Raw genomic sequence first — 20,374 nt, forward strand, 5'->3', positions numbered from 1 at the left:
TGGCGAACACCGGCAAGGCCGGTGCTATCCCTCGCGTCGCCTGGTTCGCCGGCAAAGCCGGCTCCTACGCAGTGTCAGCTGAGCTCCAGCCAGATCGGCGCATGGTCCGAAGGCTTCTCCATCCCCCGCAGCTCATAGTCGACCCCGGCCGCCTTCAGCCGTGGCAGCAACCCATGCGAAGCCATGATCAGGTCGATGCGCAGCCCACGCTTGGGTTCGTCCTCGAACCCACGGCTGCGATAGTCGAACCAGCTGAACCGGTCGGCCACCTCCGGGTGCAGGTGGCGGAAGCTGTCGACCAGGCCCCAGCCCTTCAGGCGCTCCATCCACTCGCGCTCCTCGGGCAGGAAGCTGCACTTGCCGGTCTTCAGCCAGCGCTTGGCGTTGTCCGGGCCGATGCCGATATCGCAGTCCTGGGGCGAGATGTTCATGTCGCCCATCACCAGCACCGGCTGGCCGTTCTGGAACTGGCTTTCGAGCAGGGCCTGCAGGTCGCTGTAGAAGCGCTGCTTGGCCGGGAACTTGGTGGGGTGGTCGCGGCTTTCACCTTGGGGGAAGTAGCCGTTCATCACGGTGATCGGCGTGCCGTCGCGGTCGGCGAAGGTACCCCAGATGAAGCGGCGCTGGGCGTCTTCTTCATCGCTGGCGAAACCCTTGGACAGCGACAGGGGTTTTTCCCGCGAGAGCAGGGCGACGCCGTAGTGGCCTTTCTGGCCGTGGTAGTGCACGTGATAGCCGAGCGCCTCGACGTCCTTGAGCGGGAACTGATCGTCGCTGACCTTGGTTTCCTGCAGGCCGATCACGTCCGGCTGGTGCTTGTCGATCAGCGCTGCCAGCTGGTGCGGGCGGGCGCGCAGGCCGTTGATGTTGAACGAGACGATCTTCATGGAAAGACGATCCTGGTAAAAGCTTCGGATGCTAGCCGACATCGCCCGCCACGGCCAGCGTGGCGCCCTTCGATTGGCGCTGCTAACGTGCTGGGGTGAGGTGAACGTTACGCGGTGGAGCACCTCCAAGGCACTGTACGCCCATTCCAGGAGGACTGCCCGCGATGCCCGACGCCACTGCCGCCCCGGCCCAGATCACCCTGCTCGATGCGGGGTTCGCCCGTGAAGCACGCTCGCTGCTTTACCACGCCTACCGCCACGAACCGACCTTCGCCTGGCTGTTCGAGGGCCAGCGGCCGGGCTATGAACGGCGCCTGAGGGTGATGGTGCGCGAGTGGGTGCGCCAGCACTTCTACCTGGAACTGCCGGCAATCGGCCTGCTGGTGGAGGACCGCCTGGTGGGGCTGGCCTTGATCGTGCCGCCGCACCGGCGCCTGGGCGTGGCCGACAGTTGGGCCTGGCGCCTGCGCATGATCCTGGGCACCGGCTTGCGTTGCACCCGGCGCTACCTGGACTACCAGGCCGCGCTCGCCGGTTGCCTGCCTGGCGAACAGGTGCATGTGCTGCCCTTGCTCGGGGTGCATCCGCAGTTCCAGGGCCAGCACTATGGCGAACAGCTCTTGCAGGCGGTGCATGACTGGTGCGCCGAGGACCCGGCCACCGATGGCGTGGTGCTGGATACCGGCAACGCCCACTACCTGGCGTTCTCTCAGCGCCAGGGGTATGAGGAGATCGGGGAGATTGCTGTAGGGCCAATCCGAGAACGGGTTTTCTTTCACCCGAATCCTGTGTCATCCAAGGTATCAAACCTGTGACAGGTATTTACTGACGGCTCCGTTGACTGTCCCGCTCTGGTAGCATGCGCCGCATGACGTATTCAGGAAGACTTGGCTGGGGCCTGCTGTTGTTGGCCGCCAGCTCCATGGCATGGGCCCAGAGCGAATTGCTGGTGCGGGTCAAACCCGCCAACAAGGCGCTCAAGGCCAATATCGAAGGTTATATCGGCAACCTCGGGGACCGCGATGAAGAGGCGCTGCTGCGCTTCAGCCGCGGTGCCGAGGAGCAGGCGCGCAAGGCGGCCCAGGCGCTGGGCTACTACCAGGCGCACATCGACGCCGAGGTCAAGCCACCACCCGACAAAGACAAGCCGCCGCAACTGATCCTGCGCGTGGACCCAGGTGAACCGGTGCGCCTGCGCAACGTGACCGTGCGCATCGAAGGGCCGGCCAGCGAGCTCAAGGCGTTCCGTATTCCCGACAGCAAGGCGCTGCGCCCAGGCGAACAGCTCAATCATGGTCACTACGAGGACGCCAAGCGGCTGATCCAGAACCAGGCATCGCGCTATGGTTTCTTTGCCGGCCGCTTCGAGCGCCAGCGCCTGGCGGTCGATCCGCAGGCCGGCGTGGCCGATATCGAGCTCATCTACCAGAGCGGCCCGCGCTATCGCCTGGGGGCAGTGACCTTCGGCGGCGATGCGCCGCTGGACAACGACCTGTTGCAGCGCATGGTGTCGTTCAAACCAGGCACGCCCTACGACTCCGAACTGATCGCCGAACTCAACAACGACCTGCAATCGAGCGGCTACTTCGAAGGGGTTCGTGTCGACGCGGCGCCGACTGCCGCCGTAGGCGAGGACATCCCGGTGGCTGTCCAGCTCGATATTCGCAAACCACGCACCATGGGGCTCGGCCTGGGCTTCTCGACAGACGTCGGCCCGCGCGGCAAGGCCAACTGGACCCGCCACTGGGTCAACCCGCAAGGCCACAGCTATGGCTGGGAAACCGAACTGTCCGCCCCCCGGCAGAACGTTGGGTTGTGGTACGACATCCCCCTGGATCCACCCCTGACCGACAAGCTGCGTTTCGCCGGCGGCTACCAGAACGAAGAACTCGCCGGCACCGACACCCTGAGCAAGCTGCTCACCGTCGGCCCCGAGTGGCATAGCAAGCTGGCCAGCGGCTGGCAGCGGGTGATTTCGTTGAAGTACCAGCGTGAAGAGTATCGCCTGGGCGATGATTCGGGGCTTAGCAACCTGTTGATGCCCGGCGTCAGTTTCTCCTACCTGCGCAGCGACAACCGTATCGACCCACACAACGGCTATCGTCTGCAGTTCGACCTGCAGGCCGCCAAGGAAGGCCTGGGCTCGGACACCAACCTGGTGCACGGCAACGTGCTGCTCAAGGGCCTGACCACCCTAGGGCAGAACCACCGCTTCCTGGGGCGCGTGCAGTTCGGTGGCAGTGCCACCAATGGTTACCAGCAGAACATCCCGCCATCGTTGCGCTTCTTCGCCGGTGGCGACCAAAGCGTGCGCGGCTATGACTACCAGTCGCTGTCGCCGACCAACAACAAGGGTGACAAGATCGGTGGCCGCTACCTGGTGGCGGGCAGCGCCGAGTACCAGTATTCGATCGCCGAGAAATGGCGCCTGGCGACGTTCATCGACCAGGGCAACTCGTTCAACTCGCTGGAACTGCCCAGCCTCAAGACGGGCGTCGGGGTCGGTGTACGCTGGGTCTCGCCGGTCGGGCCGTTGCGCCTGGACCTGGCCCATGCGCTGGACGACGATGGCGGCTTCCGTTTGCACTTCTCCATGGGGCCTGAATTGTGACGCGCGTGCTCAAATCCATTCTCCTGGGCGTATTGGCGCTGTTGCTGCTGCTTGCCCTGGCGCTGGGCCTGGTACTGGGCACCCAGGCCGGCAGCCGCTGGGTGTTGGGGCTGGTCCCTGGGTTGCAGGTCGACGACTTCGACGGTCGCCTGGGGGGCGCATGGCAAGCCAGCCAACTACGCTGGGTCGAAGGCGACAACCGTGTGGAACTGCAGGCGCCGCAATTGAGCTGGTCGCCTGCGTGCCTGCTGCGGGCAACCCTCTGCGTCGAGCGCTTGCAGTCCGAACGCGTCGACATGGCCTTCGCCCCGAGCGAGGCGCAGGCCGATAGCGGTCCGCTGAAACTGCCGGCCTTGCGCCTGCCGCTGGCTATCGAAGTGGGTGAGGTCAAGGTGGGGCAGTTGCGCCTGGACGGTGACACGCTGCTCGGTGATCTGCTGCTTGTTGCGCACTGGACCCGCGCGGGGCTTCAGGTCGACAGCCTGCAAGTGCGCCGCGACGACCTGCACCTGGCGCTCAAAGGTCAGTTGCAACCAGAAGAAGACTGGCCTGTACAGTTGCAAGGCACTTTGCAGTTGCCTGCCGTCGACGGCAAGGCCTGGCAGCTGGACCTGAATGCCAAGGGTGAATTACAGAAGACCCTGACCCTGGACGCTACCAGCCGCGGTTACCTTGACGCCCACCTCACGGGGGAGCTGCAAGCCCTGGCCGAGCATCTGCCCGCCAGCGTCAGTATTCGCGCCGATGGCTTCAAACCGGCTGGCACGTTGCCCGACACCCTGCAGTTGAATCATCTTCGGCTGGACGCCCAGGGTGACCTGCTCAAGGGCTATCAGTTATCCGGGGCAGCCAGCCTGCCCGCCGAGCAGGGGCCGATCGGCCTGGCGCTGGGCGGCAAGGTCGATGCCAAGGGTGCCCGTCTCGATGCCCTGGACCTCAACGCCAGCGACACCCAACGATTGAAGCTGCAGGCCAGTGCCGACTGGCAGAAAGGCCTGAGCGCCGACGCCACCCTCGACTGGCTGGACTTCCCCTGGTTGCGTCTCTACCCCCTGGAGCAGCCACCTCAGGTCACACTGAAACGGTTCAATGCCCAGGTGCAGTACAGCGACGGCAACTACAAGGGTGCCTTCAGCGGTGATCTCGATGGCCCGGCCGGCGCATTCGAGCTGGCCAGCCCGTTCGAGGGCGATCTCGCCCAGGTTCGCTTGCCGCAGCTGGCCCTGAGCGCGGGGCAAGGCAAGGCGGGCGGCAGCGTCGCATTGCGCTTTGCTGACACATTGGCCTGGGATGTCGACCTGCAACTGTCGGCGCTCGATCCGGCCTACTGGCTGGCGGAACTGCCCGGCACCCTGGCGGGTCCGCTGCGCAGCCAGGGCGAATTGAAGAACGAACAGCTCAAGCTCAAGGCGCAACTCGACCTCAAGGGCCGACTGCGCGGTCAACCAGCGCTGCTAAAGGTCGATGCCGATGGCGCGGGCGACAACTGGACATTGGGCAGCCTGGCCGTGCAGTTGGGTGACAACCGCATCAACGGCAGCGGTAGCCTGCAGCAGCGCCTGACGGGTCGGGTCGACCTTGACCTGCCGCGCCTTGGTCAGCTCTGGCCGCAGTTGCAGGGGCAGGCCAAGGGACGCCTGGACGTCAGTGGCACCCTGGCCGCACCACAGGGCACCCTGGTGTTGCAGGGGCAACAGTTGGCGCAGGCCGACAACCGCGTGCAGCGGCTCGACCTGGATGCACGGTTGGACAGCGCCCAGCGCGGGCTGGTCACGCTCAAGGCCGGCAACATCCGCCTGGGCGACACCGCCTTGGGCACCCTCGATGTGCAAGGCAAGGGCGATGCCCGCCAGCAGGCCGCGACACTGGCCCTGGACGGCCCGCAACTCAAGCTCGACCTGGCCCTGGATGGCGCCTTGAGCAAAGGCGACTGGCGCGGTCGTCTGGCCAGCGGTCGTATCCAGGCCGGCGGCCAGGATTGGCAATTGCAGGCACCCGCCCGCCTGCAGCGCCTGGCCAGCGGCCAGCTGGACTTTGGCGCGCACTGCTGGCGCTCGGGCCAGGCCAGCCTGTGCGGCGAGGATCAGCGCCTGGCCCCGGAGCCGCGCCTGCGCTACCACCTCAAGCAGTTCCCGCTGGACAGCCTGGCACAGTGGCTGCCCAAGGACTTCGCCTGGCAGGGGCTGCTCAACGCCGACATCAACCTCGACATGCCCGCCAGCGGGCCCAAGGGCAGCGTCCGTGTCGACGCCAGCGCGGGCACCTTGCGCGTGCGTGACAAGGGGCGTTGGATCGACTTCCCGTATCAAGTGCTGCGCCTGGACAGCAACCTTGCGCCGCGCCGGGTCGACACCCGCCTGGACTTCCGTGGCGAGCGGCTGGGCGAGTTGACCCTCGATACCCGGCTCGACCCCCTGGGGCGTAACAAACCGTTGTCCGGTGAGTTCCGCCTGGCCGGCCTCGACCTGGCGATAGCCCGGCCGTTCCTGCCGATGGTCGAACGCCTGGCCGGCCAGCTCAACGGCAGTGGGCGACTCTCGGGCAGCCTGCTGGCGCCACAGGTCAACGGCACCCTGGCCCTGACCGGCGGCGAAGTGAGTGGCGCCGAGTTGCCCATCAGCTTGCAAGATCTTTCATTGCGGGCGTTGATCGCGGGCGAACAGGTCCAGCTCAATGGTGACTGGCGCAGTGGTGATGCCGGTCGCGGGCAACTGGCTGGGCAGATGACCTGGGGGCAGGTGCTGGCCATGGACCTGCGCCTGCAAGGGCAGCAACTGCCGGTCAGTGTCGAGCCCTACGCGGCGCTGGAAGTTGCTCCGGACCTGACCATTCGCCTGGTTGACGACAAACTCGCAATCACCGGCAAGGTGCGGGTGCCCAAGGGCAAGATCACCGTGCGCGAATTGCCACCTTCGACGGTCAAGGTCTCGGACGACACCGTGATCGTCGGGCACCAGACCGAAGAGGGCAAGCCGCCCATGGCGATGGCCATGGATATCGACGTCGAGGTTGGCAGTGACAAACTGGCGTTCAGCGGTTTCGGCCTGACCGCCAACGTGCTCGGCCATGTGCATATCGGCGACAACCTCGACACGCGCGGTGAGCTGAGCCTGGCCGATGGACGCTACCGCTCCTATGGCCAGAACCTCACCATTCGCAGGGCGCGGTTGCTGTTCGCCGGCCCGATCGACCAGCCGTACCTGGATATCGAAGCCATTCGCAAGGTGGACGATGTGATCGCCGGCATCCGCCTGAGCGGCAGCGCCGAACAACCCACCACGAAGGTGTTCTCCGAGCCTGCGATGAGTCAGGAGCAGGCCTTGTCGTACCTGGTGCTGGGCAGGCCGCTGAACAGCACGGGCGAGGACAGCAACAGGATGGCCGAGGCGGCACTGGGGTTGGGGCTGGTGGGGGCCGAAGGGCTGACGGCGGGCCTGGCGTCGAACCTGGGTATCGATGACTTCCAGCTGGACACCCAGGGCGCGGGCAACACCACCAGCGTGGTCGCCAGCGGCAACCTGACCGAACGCCTGAGCCTGCGTTACGGCGTGGGGGTGTTCGAGCCAGCCAATACCATTGCCTTGCGCTACAAACTGAGCAAGAAGGTCTACCTGGAGGCCGCCAGCGGCCTGGCCAGCTCGCTGGATATCTTCTACAAGCGCGACTTCTGACTGCGCGCCAGCACTCTCACCGCCCTTGGCGGGCGGTGAGAGTGCTTCTGGCCATATTCTCCTTCGGCCATCCTCTCTATTCATGCCTTGATCCTTTCCATGGATCCTCCTGCGCAACCGGATGCTCAGCGAGCATGGTGCTCCAGACGACGAATGTTGCCGATCTGCCGCAGGCTCAATCCGTACTTGTCAGCCAGCAGGCTGCGCGACAGACCGTCGGCGCTTTCCCTCTGGATCTGCTGATTGCGCAACTGGCGCTGGAAGTGGTCGGCCTTGGGGATCTCCAGGGCGATGCCAGCGAAGCGTTCGATCAACGCATCAAGTGCGTCGGCTGGCAGGACGTCGGCCAGCTTGGTGCGCTCGCGGTGCTTGGGGATGTACTTGGGGCGGCCGCCGAAAGCGCAGGTCAGGTGGTAGGCATTTTCGATGCCGATGCATTCGATCAGCGATTGCAGGGAGTGAGGCAACTGGCTTACTTCGATGTTGTTGAGGTCTGGCATTTCCATGCAGGCATTCCTTCTGCTGAATCTGGTTGTCATGACGCTTGACCGTCGATGGCAAGTGTCGAGGCTGCCACTGAGTGGCTTGGCTCGATTCTCAGGTAGCTCCAGAAAGCGCCGCTAGGCGCGAAGCGGAACGGGAGTTGTAGCCTGCGCACATTGTCATTCGCGGGCAGTCGCCCAATTCGATGTAGGAAATTCCTTCACCCTTGCGCTACAGGCCCCAAAACTCCTAGAGAAGGCCTTCCGTGGTGGCATTCTGGGTGCTGATGTCTAGGGGTAATCTTGCCAATGCACGGCTTGCCTAACGGGCTCGCAGGTGCTGCGTTCGTTGGCACGTAAGGAAAGTGGCTCGCGGCAGGAATGTCAGCGTAGGAAAAATGGTCGCGGTATCATGGCGCTGGCTCCGTGGGAGCCCCATGTCCCCGATGTCGCAAGGAAACTCCGATGACACATGTGCAGCGCCTGAAATATTCGATCCTGATCATCCTGGTGGTCCTGGGCATCATGCTCGGCCTGAGTTACCTGCAGAAGCAGGGCACTATCAGCGAGCAGATGTTCCAGTACATCGCCATCGCCATTGCGGTCGTGGTGGTGGTGATCAACGGGATCCTGCGGCGCAAGGTCAAGCCCTGAGGCGGACGGGCCGGCTGTCCTGGCCGGCCAGGCGCTCAGCGTGTGGCCGGCAGCTCGAGTACGGCCCGGGCCTGGGCTTCCAGGCTGTAGCACTTGTCGCTGCCCAGGCTGATGACACCTTCGGCACACAAACGCTTGAGCACTTCGCGCACGCTCAGGAACGACAGGGGAATATCCAGCTGCTCAAGCTGCGCGTGCACGCCTCGCACGCCAATGCTGCGGCCATCACGGGCCGCGCTGTGCAGGGCGTCAATGACCTTGAGGCGGATCAGGCTGGTGCGCAGGCCGTAGGTGCGCAGCAGCTCGCGGATCTGCTCGTTGCCGACGCGCTCGTCCTGCCCGCCAGGTGCCCGTGCCGGGCCTGGCAGCGTGTGCAGGGAAGGTTGCGGGTTGTACATGTGAATGCTCCTTTTCGTGGACTGTCCCGAAATCATGAGTGCCTCACTACTTAAGACGAATGAGAACGGGAAAACTGCAATCCCCGTGGAAAAAAAATCTGACACGCCTTGTTCAAGACGTTGCAACCCGCCACGGGGCGTAAAATTTTCATCCGGCTTTTCGTCTGATCGGGATAACCCCGATTGCACGAGGAGTGCTTGTGATCTCTCTTTCGCGTCCCCTGTTCCACCTTGGGCTGGCCACCCTGCTGGTCGGCACCAGCCTGGCCGGCCAGGCGCGGGAGGCTGCCGGTGAAGCCTCCGCGCAGATTCGTCGGACCAGCTTCGGCGTGCCGCATATCCTCGCCAAGGATGAACGTGGCCTGGGCTACGGCATCGGCTATGCCTATGCCCAGGACAATCTGTGCCTGCTGGCCAATGAAGTGTTGACGGTCAACGGTGAGCGTTCGCGTTACTTCGGCGCGCAGGCAAAGACCGTTGAGCTGCGTGAAAACCTCGCCAGCGATCTGTTCTTTACCTGGTTGAACAACCCGCAGGCGGTCAATGGCTTCCTTCAGGCGCAGCCCAGTGCCGTGCGCGACCTGCTCGAAGGCTATGCGCTTGGCTACAACCGTGCCTTGGGTGAGCGGCGCGCGCAGGGCCTGCCCGCCGAATGCGGAAAAGGCGATTGGGTAAGGCCGATCACCAGCCTCGATCTGGTCAAGCTGACCCGTCGCTTGCTTGCAGAGGGCGGGGTAGGGCAGTTCGCTGAAGCGGTGGTGGCTGCCACGCCGCCAAAGCTGGCGGCGCAACGCCCGACGGTCGATTACAGCGTGGCCTTGGCGCGACAGGCGGCGTTTGCCGCGGAGCGCGGCAGCAACGCGGTTGCCGTCGGTGCCGAGCGTTCGGCGAACGGGCGCGGCCTGTTGCTGGCCAACCCACATTTCCCATGGGTGGGCGGGCTGCGCTTCTACCAGATGCAATTGACCATTCCCGGCCAGCTGGACGTGATGGGGGCGGCATTGCCCGGGCTGCCGGTGGTCAATATCGGTTTCAACCGGCACCTGGCCTGGACCCACACGGTCGACACGTCCAAGCATTTCACGCTCTATCGTCTGCAGCTTGACCCGAAGGATGCGGCGCGCTACCTGCTGGACGGCCAGTCGCTGCCGCTCGAACGGCAGATGCTGAGCGTCACGGTCAAGGGCGAAGATGGCGCGTTGAGCCAGGTCGAGCGGCCGGTCTACCTGTCGAAGTTCGGCCCGGTGGTGCAATGGCCTGGTCGGCTGGACTGGGATCGCCAGGCCGCCTACAGCCTGCGTGACGCCAACCTGGACAACACCCGGGTGCTTGAACAGTGGTACCGGATCAACCGCACCGACAGCCTGGATGCCTTGAAGGGCAGCATCGGGCACTTGCAGGGCATTCCCTGGGTCAACACCCTGGCGGTGGACAGTGCCGGGCGGGCGCTGTACCTGAACCAGTCGGTGGTGCCTTACGTGGACCATGCGTTGCTGGCGCAGTGCGGCAATCCCCAGGCTTCCGGCCCGCTGGTGGTACTGGATGGCTCGCGAACTGCCTGCCAATGGAAGATCGATGCGCAAGCCGCCCAGCCTGGCATCTTCCCGGCACGGCTGCTGCCGAGCCTGGAACGTGGCGATTTTGTGCAGAACTCCAATGATTCTGCCTGGATGGCCAACCCGGCGCAGCCGCTGACCGGCTTCTCGCCCTTGGTCAGCCGTGCCGACCAGCCGTTGGGCATGCGTAGCCGCTTTGCCCTGCAGCGCTTGCAGAGCGCCGGCAAGCTGGGTGTCGCTGACCTGCAGCGCATGGTGTTCGATGACGAGGTTTACCTGGCCAGCCTGCTGCTGCCGGATCTGCTGCAATGGTGCAAGGGGGCACAGGCCGATCTGCAATCGGTGTGTGCCAGCCTTCAGGCCTGGAACGGCAAGGCGGACCTGGACAGCGGTGTCGGTCTGGTCCACTTCACCAACATCCTCAACACGCTGTCGCAGCACCCGGAAAGCTGGCGTGTGCCGTTCGACCCAGCGGATCCGCAGCACACCCCCCGTGGTTTGGCGGTGGAGCAGGCGGCGGTCGGCAAGCTGCTGCGCGAGGCGGCTTTGGCTTCGCTGGAGCAGGTCGGCAAATCGGGTATCAGTGCCGAGCAGCGCTGGGGCCAGATCCAGCAGGCGGCGGATGGCACGCCAGTGCCGGGTGGCCCGCAGGCCTTGGGTGTGTACAACGCGATGGTCAGCGTGCCGGTGGGGCCGGGCAAGCGCCTGGTGGTGAGTGGTTCAAGCTATCTGCAGGTGGTCAGTTTCACCGAGCAGGGGCCGCTGGCCCAGGGGTTGCTGGCGTTTTCGCTGTCGAGTGAAGCGGCTTCGCAGCATGCAGGCGATCAGACGCGCGCATTTGCGGCCAAGCAACTGGCACCGATTCCGTTTACCGAGGCGCAGATCAAGGCGGATCCGCAGTTCCGTCAGTATGTGATCAGTGAGCGTGACAAGGCGGCGGTGGCGAGCAGCGTTCAATAGTCATCATGGTATTGGCCGGGCTATGCCGGGCATCGCCAGCAAGGCTGGCTCCTACGGGTATCGTTGTAGGAGCCAGCCTTGCTGGCGAACAACTGGCACCGCTCGGGCTCAGGAAAACTCGAACGGCGCCAACTGGAAGCCTTGTTCATCCACCTGCAGTGCCCAACCGCGCCTGTCCCAGTCCCCCAGCACGATGCGCCGCGCCGGTTGACCATCGACCACCAGCTTGTGAATCGCCGGGCGGTGGGTGTGACCATGCACCAAGGTGCGAACGCCGTGTGCCGCCATCACCTTCGGTACTTCGTCCGGGGTGACATCGACGATTTCGGTGTTCTTCATGCGGGTCTGCGACTTGCTCTCGCTGCGCAGCTTGCGTGCCAGCTTCTGGCGCGTGGCCAACGGCAGGTGCCGCAGGATCCACAGGCTCAGCGGGTTGCGCAGGTAGCGGCGCAGCTTCATGTAGCCGACATCGCGGGTACACAGCGTATCGCCATGCATCAGCAATACGGCTTCGCCGCCCAGTTCGATCACGCTCGGGTCGTCCAGCAGGGTGCAACCAGCGGCCCGGCAGAACGCCTGGCCGATGAGGAAGTCGCGGTTGCCGTGCATCAGGTAGATCGTCGTGCCGCTGTCGCTCAGCTGGCGCAAGGCCTGGCAGATCGACTGCTGGAACGGCGTCATGGCATCGTCGCCGATCCAGGCCTCGAAGAAGTCGCCGAGGATGTACAGCGCCTTGGCGTACCGCGCACGGCCGTCGAGCAGATCAAGAAACGCCCGGGTGATGTCCGGGCGTTCTTCTTGCAGGTGCAGATCGGAGATCAGCAGTATCACTCAATGATCTCGGCTTTCTCGATGATCACGTCGTCCTTCGGTACGTCCTGGTGGCCGGCCTTGGAACCGGTGGACACGCCTTCGATGGCATCGACGACTTCACGGCCTTCGATCACTTCGCCGAATACCGCGTAGCCCCAGCCCTGCACGTTCTTGCCGCTGTGGTTGAGGAAGTCGTTGTTGCTGGCGTTGATGAAGAACTGCGCGGAGGCCGAGTGCGGCTCCATGGTACGCGCCATGGCGATGGTGTACTTGGCGTTCTTCAGGCCGTTGTCAGCTTCGTTCTGGATGCTGGCGCGGGTCTTCTTCTGGCTCATGCCTGGCTCGAAGCCGCCGCCCTGGATCATGAAGCCCTTGATCACGCGGTGGAAGACGGTGCCATCGTAGTGGCCTTCCTTGACGTACTGGACGAAGTTCTCGGTGGTCAGCGGGGCTTTTTCGGCGTCCAGTTGCAGGACGATGTCGCCGTGGTTGGTGCTCAGTTTGACTTTGGACATGCTTAAGTTCGCTCTCAAGGCATCGGGAATAGGGGGCGCCCAGGTTGTGCCGATTACCCGGCACAAGGCGCGCGGTAGCCATTTTTGCACGGATCGCGATAATTCGCGCCAGTTTGTCGGTGCCTGGCTGTCGGCAGCTTGACTGCTTCGGCTATGATAGGCCCTTTGATTCAATCGGCCTACCCGGGCCGGCTACCTGTATTCAAGGACACTATGAGCAAGCCCACTGCCGACAACGCGCCCAACGCCGCCGCAAAAGGCGCCCCCGCCGTCCCTGCGAACTTCCTGCGGCCGATCGTCCAGGCCGACCTGGACGCGGGCAAGCACAGCAGCATCGTCACCCGCTTCCCGCCGGAGCCGAACGGTTACCTGCACATCGGCCACGCCAAGTCGATTTGCGTGAACTTCGGCCTGGCCCAGGAATTCGGCGGCGTTTGTCACCTGCGTTTCGACGACACCAACCCGGCCAAGGAAGACCAGGAGTACATCGACTCCATCCAGCGTGACGTCAAGTGGCTGGGCTTCGAGTGGGCAGGCCCGGTGCGCTATGCCTCGGATTACTTCGACCAGTTGCACGACTGGGCCGTGGACCTGATCAAGTCGGGCAACGCCTACGTCTGCGACCTCAGCCCCGAGCAGGCCAAGGAATACCGTGGCAGCCTGGTCGAGGCCGGCAAGAACAGCCCGTTCCGCGAGCGCAGCGTCGAAGAGAACCTCGACCTGTTCGCGCGCATGAAGGCCGGCGAGTTCAAGGACGGCGAGCGCGTGCTACGCGCCAAGATCGACATGGCTTCGCCGAACATGAACCTGCGCGACCCGATCCTGTACCGCATCCGCCATGCCCACCACCACCAGACCGGTGACAAGTGGTGCATCTACCCGAACTACGACTTCACCCACGGTCAGTCGGACGCCATCGAAGGCATCACCCACTCGATCTGCACCCTGGAGTTCGAAAGCCACCGTCCGCTGTACGAGTGGTTCCTCGACAAGTTGCCGGTACCCGCGCACCCGCGCCAGTACGAGTTCAGCCGCCTGAACCTGAACTACACCATCACCAGCAAGCGCAAGCTCAAGCAACTGGTGGACGAAGGCCATGTCGAAGCCTGGGACGACCCGCGCATGTCGACGCTGTCGGGCTACCGCCGTCGCGGCTACACGCCGGCCTCGATCCGTAACTTCTGCGAGATGATCGGCACCAACCGTTCCGACGGCGTGGTCGACATGGCGATGCTCGAATTCAGCATCCGCGACGACCTGGACCGCACCGCGCCGCGCGCGATGTGTGTACTGCGCCCGTTGAAGGTGGTCATCACCAACTATCCGGAAGGCCAGGTCGAGCAGCTCGAACTGCCGCGCCACCCGAAGGAAGACATGGGCGTGCGCGTGCTGCCATTCGCCCGCGAGCTGTACATCGACCGCGACGACTTCATGGAAGAGCCGCCCAAGGGCTACAAGCGCCTTGAGCCGGCCGGTGAAGTGCGCCTGCGCGGCAGCTACGTGATCCGCGCCGACGAGGCCATCAAGGATGCCGACGGCAACATCGTCGAGCTGCGCTGCTCGTACGATCCGGAAACGCTTGGCAAGAATCCCGAAGGCCGCAAGGTAAAAGGCGTGATTCACTGGGTGCCGGCCGCAGGCAGCGTCGAGTGCGAAGTGCGCCTGTACGACCGCCTGTTCCGCTCCGCCAACCCGGAGAAGACCGAAGAGGGTGGCAGCTTCCTCGACAACATCAACCCCGAGTCGCTGCAGGTGCTCAGCGGTTGCCGCGCCGAGCCATCGCTGGCCCAGGCCCAGCCGGAGGACCGCTTCCAGTTCGAGCGCGAGGGCTACTTCTGTGCCGACCTGAAGGACAGCCAGCCGGGCCGCCCGGTGTTCAACCGCACCGTCACCCTGCGTGACTCCTGGGGCAGCTGAGGAACCGCCGTGCTTACGATCTACAACACGCTGAGCAAGACGAAGGAAACCTTCAAGCCGCTCGATGGCAACAACGTGCGCATGTACGTGTGCGGCATGACCGTGTACGACTACTGCCACCTGGGCCACGGCCGCAGCATGGTCGCCTTCGACCTGATCACCCGCTGGCTGCGCAAGAGCGGCTACGCGCTCACTTATGTGCGCAACATCACCGACATCGACGACAAGATCATCAATCGGGCCAACGAGAACGGCGAGTCGTTCGATGCGCTGACCGCCCGCATGATCGACGCGATGCACGAGGATGAGCGGCGCCTGAGCATCCTCAAGCCTGACCTGGAGCCCCGTGCCACCGATCACATCCCCGGCATGCACGCGATGATCCAGACGTTGATCGACAAGGGCTACGCCTACGCGCCGGGCAACGGCGACGTGTACTACCGGGTCGGCAAGTTCGTCGGCTACGGCAAGCTGTCGCGCAAGAAGATCGAAGACCTGCGCATCGGCGCGCGGATCGAGGTGGGCGAGTCGAAACAGGACCCGCTGGACTTCGTGCTGTGGAAGGGCGCCAAGCCGGGCGAGCCGTTCTGGGATTCGCCGTGGGGCCCGGGCCGTCCGGGCTGGCACATCGAGTGCTCGGTCATGTCCACCTGCTGCCTGGGCGAGAGCTTCGACATCCACGGTGGCGGCAGTGACCTGGAGTTCCCGCACCACGAGAACGAGATCGCCCAGAGCGAGGCGGCCACCGGCAAGCAGTATGCGAACGCCTGGATGCACTGCGGCATGATCCGCATCAATGGCGAGAAGATGTCCAAGTCGTTGAACAACTTCTTCACCATCCGCGACGTGCTCGACAAGTACCACCCGGAAGTGGTGCGCTATCTGCTGGTGGCCAGCCACTACCGCAGCGCCATCAACTACTCCGAAGACAGCCTGCGTGATTCGAAAGGGGCGCTGGAGCGCTTCTACCACGCCCTGCGCGGCCTGCCGCGTGTTGCCGCGAAGGGTGGCGAGGCGTTCGTCGAGCGCTTCACCGTGGCGATGAACGACGACTTCGGCACACCGGAAGCCTGCGCCGTGCTGTTCGACCTGGTGCGCGAGATCAACCGCCTGCGCGAAAGCGATGTCGAGGCCGCTGCCGGTCTGGCAGGTCGCCTGCGTGAGTTGGGTGATGTGCTGGGTGTGCTGCAACTGGATGCCGACGAGTTCCTGCGTGCCGGTGCCGAAGGCAAGGTCGATGCCGCTGAAGTGGAGGCCTTGATCCAGGCGCGTCTGCAGGCGCGTGCGGACAAGAACTGGGCCGAGTCCGACCGTATCCGTGACCAGATCACCGCCATGGGTGTGGTGCTGGAAGATGGCAAGGGTGGCACCACCTGGCGTCTGGCTGACTGATCTGCGCAATAGGGGCTGCTTTGCAGCCCGTTCGCCGGCAAGCCGGCTCCTACACTATCCCTGTAGGAGCCGGCTTGCCGGCGAAAGGGCCGCAAAGCGGCCCCAGTCGTTACTTGGCCAGGCCCGCCAACGGGCAATGCAGCACCAGCTTCGCCCCGCCCAGCTCGCTGGCCCCCACCTCCAAGCCGAAGCCATGCAGGTCGACGATCGCCGCGACGATCGACAGGCCCAGCCCGAACCCCGGGTGACGATGGCCTTCATCACTGCGATAGAAGCGCTTCAGCACCGCCTCGCGCTCCTGCGCTGGGATACCCGGCCCGCTGTCTTCGACGGCGATACGCACGCCATCGTCGTCCTGCATCGCCTCGATCCAGACCTGCCCACCCTCCGGGGTGAACTTGATTGCATTGCCCACCAGGTTGGCCAGCGCCTCGAACAGCAATTCGCGGTCGCCATGCAGCGCAGGCAATTGCCCGGGCTGTGCCAGGCGCAGGCGGATGCCGCCATCCTCGGCCAGTGGCAGGTAGAAATCATGCAGCTCCATCAGCAACGCATGGGGGTCAAGCTGCACGAAACCGGCACGCCGCTGGCGATCTTCCAGTTCGCTGATGCGCAGCAGGCCGCGGAAGCGCGCCATCAGTGTGTCGGTCTCGCCGATCGCCTGGTCCAGTGCCTCGCCCTGCGCCGAGTCGATGCCGTTCTGCTGGCGAATGCGATAAAGCTGGGCGCGCAGGCGGGTCAGTGGCGTGCGCAGGTCATGGGCGATGTTGTCGCACACCCCCTTGACCTCGTGCATCAGCCGCTCGATACGGTCGAGCATGGCGTTGACGATGGCGGCGAGCATGTCCAGCTCGTCACGCCGGGCCGACAGCGGCAGCCGGTGGGTGAGGTCGCCGGCAACAATCAGCTCGGCTTGGGCCTGGATGGCGCGGATGCGCTTGAGCGGTCGGCGGCGCAGCAGGTACCAGCCGGCAAAACCTGGGATCAAGGTGAGGGAGATGCCCCAGAGCAGGGCGTGGAGGATGATCCGGGTGACCACGAACAGCGAGCCGTTGTCCCGCACCAGCACCAGCCAGCGACCGTCCTGGATCTTGATCGCCACGGCGTCGCAGCTGTCGGGGGGCAGGCGCGGGTCATCGGCGTCCAGGCAGCGTTCGAGCTCGTGGATCTTGCCATCCAGGCCCAGGTCGGAGGGGATGGCGCGGATGCGTCCGCCAATGGGGTTGAGCTGCGGGTCGAACAGGCCGTAGGCGTCGAAGCTGCGCTCCTCGAAGGCCTGGCTGGCGATCAGGGCGTCGTCCAGTTGCTTGCCGCTCATGTGGGCGAACAGGTGCTGGCGTTGCAGCATGGAGTGGCGGGTGAGCTTGTTCAGGTAGCTGGACACTTCGAAGTACAGCACCCCCATGAGGATGCTGCTCCAGGCCACGAAGAGGAAACTGTACAGCGCCAGCAGGCGGCTGGTGGAGGAGCTCCAGCCCTTAGACGGGTTCGGCAATAGCATAGCCGGAGCCCCGCACGGTACGGATCAGGGGAGTCTGGCCGGGCGAGTCGATCTTCTTGCGCAGGCGCCCGATGTGCACGTCGATCAGGTTGGTGCCAGGGTCGAAGTGATAACCCCAGACCTCCTCGAAGATCATCATCCGGGTGATCACCTGGCCGGAATGGCGCATCAGGTATTCCAGCAGCTTGTACTCGGTGGGCAGCAGGTTCAGCGACTGCTCGCCGCGGCGTGCTTCGTGGCTGATCAGGTCCAGCTCCAGGTCGGCGACCTGCAGGCGGGTCTGGGTCATGGGCGTGCTGTTGCGGCGCAGCAACACCTCGACCCTTGCGGCCATCTCATCCGAAGCGAATGGCTTGGTCAGGTAGTCGTCCCCTCCGGCACGCAGGCCGCGCACCCGCTCGTCGACATCGGAGAGGGCGCTGATCATCAGGATCGGGGTGGCGATCTTCAGGCTGCGCAGGGTGGTGACGATGGTCAGGCCATCGACCTCGGGCAGCATACGGTCCACGGTGATCAGGTCATAGCCACCGGCGATGGCTTTGGACAGGCCTTCGCGACCGTTGTCGGCCCAATCGACCTCCAGGCCATGGCTGGTGAGTTCGGCGACGATTTCCTGGCCGGTGACGGCATCGTCTTCGATGGTCAGTACGCGTGGCATGCTGGTTCCTGGGCGGCGAATGGAGGCTTGATTGTGCCAAAGAATAGACAAACGGCGATTTAAGAAAAATTCATCTGCGTCAAAGGAACCCGCATCGGCACACCGCATCCTGTAGGAGCCAGCCTTGCTGGCGAACAGCGCTTCGCCACACCCGTAACGAAAACGGGGCATGCCATCGCTGGCATGCCCCGTTTTCACAGCAGGCGAACGCCTCAGGCGACCTTGACGATCCAGCCCGCCGGCGCTTCGACATCACCGCTCTGGATACCGGTCAGCTCGTTGTAGAGCTTTTGCGTGACCGGGCCGACTTCGGTTTCGCTGTGGAACACATGCAGCTTGCCATTGTACTGGATACCGCCGATCGGGGTGATCACGGCGGCGGTGCCGCAAGCACCGGCTTCAACGAAACGGTCAAGCTTGTCGATTTCCACGTCGCCCTCGATGACTTTCAGGCCCAGGCGCGATTCGGCCAGTTCCATCAGCGACAGGCGGGTGATGCCCGGCAGTACCGAGATCGACTTCGGCGTGACGAATTCGTTGTTGGCGGTGATGCCGAAGAAGTTGGCCGAGCCGACTTCCTCGATTTTCTTGTGGGTCAACGGGTCGAGGTAGATGCAGTCGGCGAAACCGGCTTTCTTGGCTTCGTAACCGGGTTGCAGGCTGGCCGCGTAGTTGCCGCCGACTTTTGCCGCGCCGGTGCCTTGCGGGGCCGCGCGGTCGTAGTCGGAGATCAGGAACTTGTGCGGGGTCATGCCGCCCTTGAAGTACGAGCCGACCGGGATGGCGAAGACCGAGAAGATGAACTCGGGGGCGGTGCGCACGCCGATGTTGTCACCGGTGCCGATCACGAAGGGGCGCAGGTACAGCGCACCTTTGCCGTGCGGTGGGACGAATTTTTCGTTGGCCTTGACCACCTGCTTGCAGGCTTCGATGAACTGCTCGGTCGGTACGCGTGGCATCAGCAGGCGGTCGCAGCTGCGCTGCATGCGTGCGGCGTTCTGGTCCGGGCGGAACAGGTTGATCGAGCCGTCCTTGCAACGGTAGGCCTTCAGGCCTTCGAAGCACTGCTGGCCATAGTGCAGGGCGGTGGAGCCTTCACTGATGTGCAGCACGTTGTCTTCGGTCAGGGTGCCTTTGTCCCACTCGCCGTTACGCCATACGGACAGGTAACGTTTGTCGGTCTTGATGTAGTCGAAACCCAGCTTGTCCCAGTTAATGCTTTCGTTACTCATGACACCCTCATAGCTCAACGCCCGAACACGGCGGGCTGCTTTTATATGCGCACCCCGCCACCTTAATACATCCGGCGCGGATCGGGAACCGTGGGTGATCACACAACCCTTTGGGGCGCAGGGCCTCTGTAGGAGCGGCTTTAGCCGCGATTCAGGCCACGCGGTGCCTGGCTCCCGCTTTGCGGGTGATCGCGGCTAAAGCCGCTCCTACAGGCGAACAGGCCTCACGGCTCAGCGCAAACGCCGATTCCAGTCACCGCCATGATCCCTCCAGCACGCTTCCTCGCTGTCGAAGCGCACATGCCAGGCGACATTGTCCAGCCGGACGCCGGCTTCAGTAAGCGCCTGGGCCGTCAACGCAAGCATCCGCGCCTTGTCCTCGCCCGCCAGCGCCCTGGCTTTGTCGGTGTCGTCGGTGAACACCCAGGTAATGCGCAGGCTGGCGGGGAAATCGTCGAGATCGACCTGGTGTGTAAGCCAGGCGAAGCCGACAATCTCGGCCTGTGCCGTGGTGCAGGCCTCGGTCAGGCAGGCGACCATCTCTCGCTCGAGTCGTGCCAGGGCCCGCTTGTCGCTGGCCATCAGGCGTTGTCGATCTGCTGGCAGAAGCGCAGGCGGTTGCCGAACGGGTCGACGACCTGCATCTCCAAGCCCCAGTCGACCGTTTCGGCATGAGGGCGGGCGTAGCCATACCGCTTGTCCAGCAGTTCGCACTCCAGGGCCTTGAGGTCTTCTACCCGGGCGAATACCGCCGAACCCGGCGTGGCGTCACCGTGGTGCTCGGACAGGTGCAGGATCAGCCCGTCGCGATGAATCTGCATGTACAGCGGCAAGTCCGGGGCGAAGCGGTGTTCCCAGTCCAGCTCGAATCCAAGAAAGTCGAGGTAGAACTCCCTGGCCTTGTCGACCGAGAAGATGCGCAGGATCGGAATGGCGGGGGCAAATGTCATGGGCACATCCTTGTCTCGAAATGGGGCCGGAGCGCCACTTTAACGCACCTGCGGACACGGGAAGGCACGTAAATCGCGCGTCAATGCGCCGGCCGCTCTGGCCCAAGGCCGGGCGGGCTGACCGACGGTCCGGAAGTTTCATCTTCGTTCACCTGCGGACTTGGCCCGCTACCTGCT

At 64.3% G+C, this 20,374-nt stretch carries 17 protein-coding genes; 7 read left to right on the forward strand and 10 right to left on the reverse strand.

Annotated elements, in window-relative coordinates; genetic code table 11:
- Nucleotides 1-74 precede the first annotated feature (74 nt).
- The gene (gene xthA / locus NGM28_RS02880; protein ID WP_252088622.1) at nt 75-887 is read right to left on the reverse strand and encodes an exodeoxyribonuclease III; all 813 of its coding nucleotides are present in this window, start codon (nt 885-887) and stop codon (nt 75-77) included.
- Between the two features lie 164 nt (nt 888-1,051).
- Between xthA and NGM28_RS02885 the strand changes: the two genes are divergently transcribed.
- The 3 genes from NGM28_RS02885 to NGM28_RS02895 are packed head-to-tail and all read left to right on the forward strand — an operon-like array spanning nt 1,052 to nt 7,169.
- Nucleotides 1,052-1,702 (forward strand): GNAT family N-acetyltransferase, encoded by a 651-nt coding sequence (locus tag NGM28_RS02885; protein WP_252088623.1) that lies wholly within the window; start codon nt 1,052-1,054, stop codon nt 1,700-1,702.
- Between the two features lie 53 nt (nt 1,703-1,755).
- The gene (locus NGM28_RS02890; RefSeq protein WP_240063268.1) at nt 1,756-3,498 is read left to right on the forward strand and encodes an autotransporter assembly complex protein TamA; all 1,743 of its coding nucleotides are present in this window, start codon (nt 1,756-1,758) and stop codon (nt 3,496-3,498) included.
- Nucleotides 3,495-7,169: a translocation/assembly module TamB domain-containing protein gene (locus NGM28_RS02895; protein ID WP_252088624.1), complete on the forward strand. Its 3,675-nt coding sequence runs from the start codon at nt 3,495-3,497 to the stop codon at nt 7,167-7,169. The genes NGM28_RS02890 and NGM28_RS02895 overlap by 4 nt, the downstream gene beginning before the upstream one ends.
- Before the next feature lie 125 nt (nt 7,170-7,294).
- On the opposite strand, the gene NGM28_RS02900 is transcribed toward NGM28_RS02895, so the two are convergent.
- A complete protein-coding gene (locus tag NGM28_RS02900; RefSeq protein ID WP_240063270.1) occupies nt 7,295-7,675 on the reverse strand; it encodes a Mor transcription activator family protein in 381 nt (126 codons plus the stop codon).
- Nucleotides 7,676-8,116: 441 nt separating this feature from the next.
- Here NGM28_RS02900 and NGM28_RS02905 point away from each other — a divergent pair, with 441 nt between their 5' ends.
- The gene (locus NGM28_RS02905) at nt 8,117-8,305 is read left to right on the forward strand and encodes a hypothetical protein (RefSeq protein ID WP_252088625.1); all 189 of its coding nucleotides are present in this window, start codon (nt 8,117-8,119) and stop codon (nt 8,303-8,305) included.
- Between the two features lie 35 nt (nt 8,306-8,340).
- Here NGM28_RS02905 and NGM28_RS02910 read toward each other — a convergent pair whose 3' ends face one another.
- Nucleotides 8,341-8,703: a fe2+ zn2+ uptake regulation protein gene (locus tag NGM28_RS02910; protein ID WP_240063271.1), complete on the reverse strand. Its 363-nt coding sequence runs from the start codon at nt 8,701-8,703 to the stop codon at nt 8,341-8,343.
- A 200-nt stretch (nt 8,704-8,903) separates the two neighbouring features.
- Here NGM28_RS02910 and pvdQ point away from each other — a divergent pair, with 200 nt between their 5' ends.
- A complete protein-coding gene (pvdQ, locus tag NGM28_RS02915) occupies nt 8,904-11,219 on the forward strand; it encodes a bifunctional acylase PvdQ (protein ID WP_252088626.1) in 2,316 nt (771 codons plus the stop codon).
- Nucleotides 11,220-11,327: 108 nt separating this feature from the next.
- On the opposite strand, the gene lpxH is transcribed toward pvdQ, so the two are convergent.
- Nucleotides 11,328-12,050: a UDP-2,3-diacylglucosamine diphosphatase gene (gene lpxH, locus NGM28_RS02920; protein ID WP_240063273.1), complete on the reverse strand. Its 723-nt coding sequence runs from the start codon at nt 12,048-12,050 to the stop codon at nt 11,328-11,330.
- Nucleotides 12,047-12,547, reverse strand: a complete 501-nt coding sequence (locus tag NGM28_RS02925; protein WP_011533317.1) for a peptidylprolyl isomerase — start codon at nt 12,545-12,547, stop codon at nt 12,047-12,049. Before NGM28_RS02925 ends, lpxH begins: the two co-directional genes overlap by 4 nt.
- A gap of 213 nt (nt 12,548-12,760) precedes the next feature.
- On the opposite strand from NGM28_RS02925, the gene NGM28_RS02930 reads away from it, so the two are divergent.
- Nucleotides 12,761-14,464 (forward strand): glutamine--tRNA ligase/YqeY domain fusion protein, encoded by a 1,704-nt coding sequence (locus NGM28_RS02930; protein WP_252088627.1) that lies wholly within the window; start codon nt 12,761-12,763, stop codon nt 14,462-14,464.
- Nucleotides 14,465-14,473: 9 nt separating this feature from the next.
- Nucleotides 14,474-15,856: a cysteine--tRNA ligase gene (cysS, locus tag NGM28_RS02935; RefSeq protein WP_240063275.1), complete on the forward strand. Its 1,383-nt coding sequence runs from the start codon at nt 14,474-14,476 to the stop codon at nt 15,854-15,856.
- Between the two features lie 109 nt (nt 15,857-15,965).
- Here cysS and NGM28_RS02940 read toward each other — a convergent pair whose 3' ends face one another.
- The 5 genes from NGM28_RS02940 to NGM28_RS02960 form a co-directional block, all read right to left on the reverse strand.
- Nucleotides 15,966-17,357 carry a sensor histidine kinase gene (locus NGM28_RS02940; protein WP_240063276.1) on the reverse strand — a complete coding sequence of 464 codons (1,392 nt, stop codon included), beginning with the start codon at nt 17,355-17,357 and terminating at the stop codon, nt 15,966-15,968.
- A complete protein-coding gene (locus NGM28_RS02945) occupies nt 17,335-18,015 on the reverse strand; it encodes a response regulator transcription factor (RefSeq protein WP_011533321.1) in 681 nt (226 codons plus the stop codon). Before NGM28_RS02945 ends, NGM28_RS02940 begins: the two co-directional genes overlap by 23 nt.
- A gap of 212 nt (nt 18,016-18,227) precedes the next feature.
- The gene (locus tag NGM28_RS02950; protein WP_011533322.1) at nt 18,228-19,247 is read right to left on the reverse strand and encodes a branched-chain amino acid aminotransferase; all 1,020 of its coding nucleotides are present in this window, start codon (nt 19,245-19,247) and stop codon (nt 18,228-18,230) included.
- A gap of 231 nt (nt 19,248-19,478) precedes the next feature.
- Nucleotides 19,479-19,832, reverse strand: coding sequence for a hypothetical protein (locus tag NGM28_RS02955; protein WP_252088912.1), 354 nt, complete (start codon nt 19,830-19,832; stop codon nt 19,479-19,481).
- Nucleotides 19,829-20,197 (reverse strand): glyoxalase superfamily protein, encoded by a 369-nt coding sequence (locus tag NGM28_RS02960; RefSeq protein WP_252088628.1) that lies wholly within the window; start codon nt 20,195-20,197, stop codon nt 19,829-19,831. The genes NGM28_RS02955 and NGM28_RS02960 overlap by 4 nt, the downstream gene beginning before the upstream one ends.
- Between the last annotated feature and the right edge of the window lie 177 nt (nt 20,198-20,374).

This window comes from Pseudomonas sp. MWU13-3659, assembly GCF_023757525.1.
GTDB classification, from domain to species: Bacteria; Pseudomonadota; Gammaproteobacteria; order Pseudomonadales; family Pseudomonadaceae; genus Aquipseudomonas; species Aquipseudomonas entomophila_E.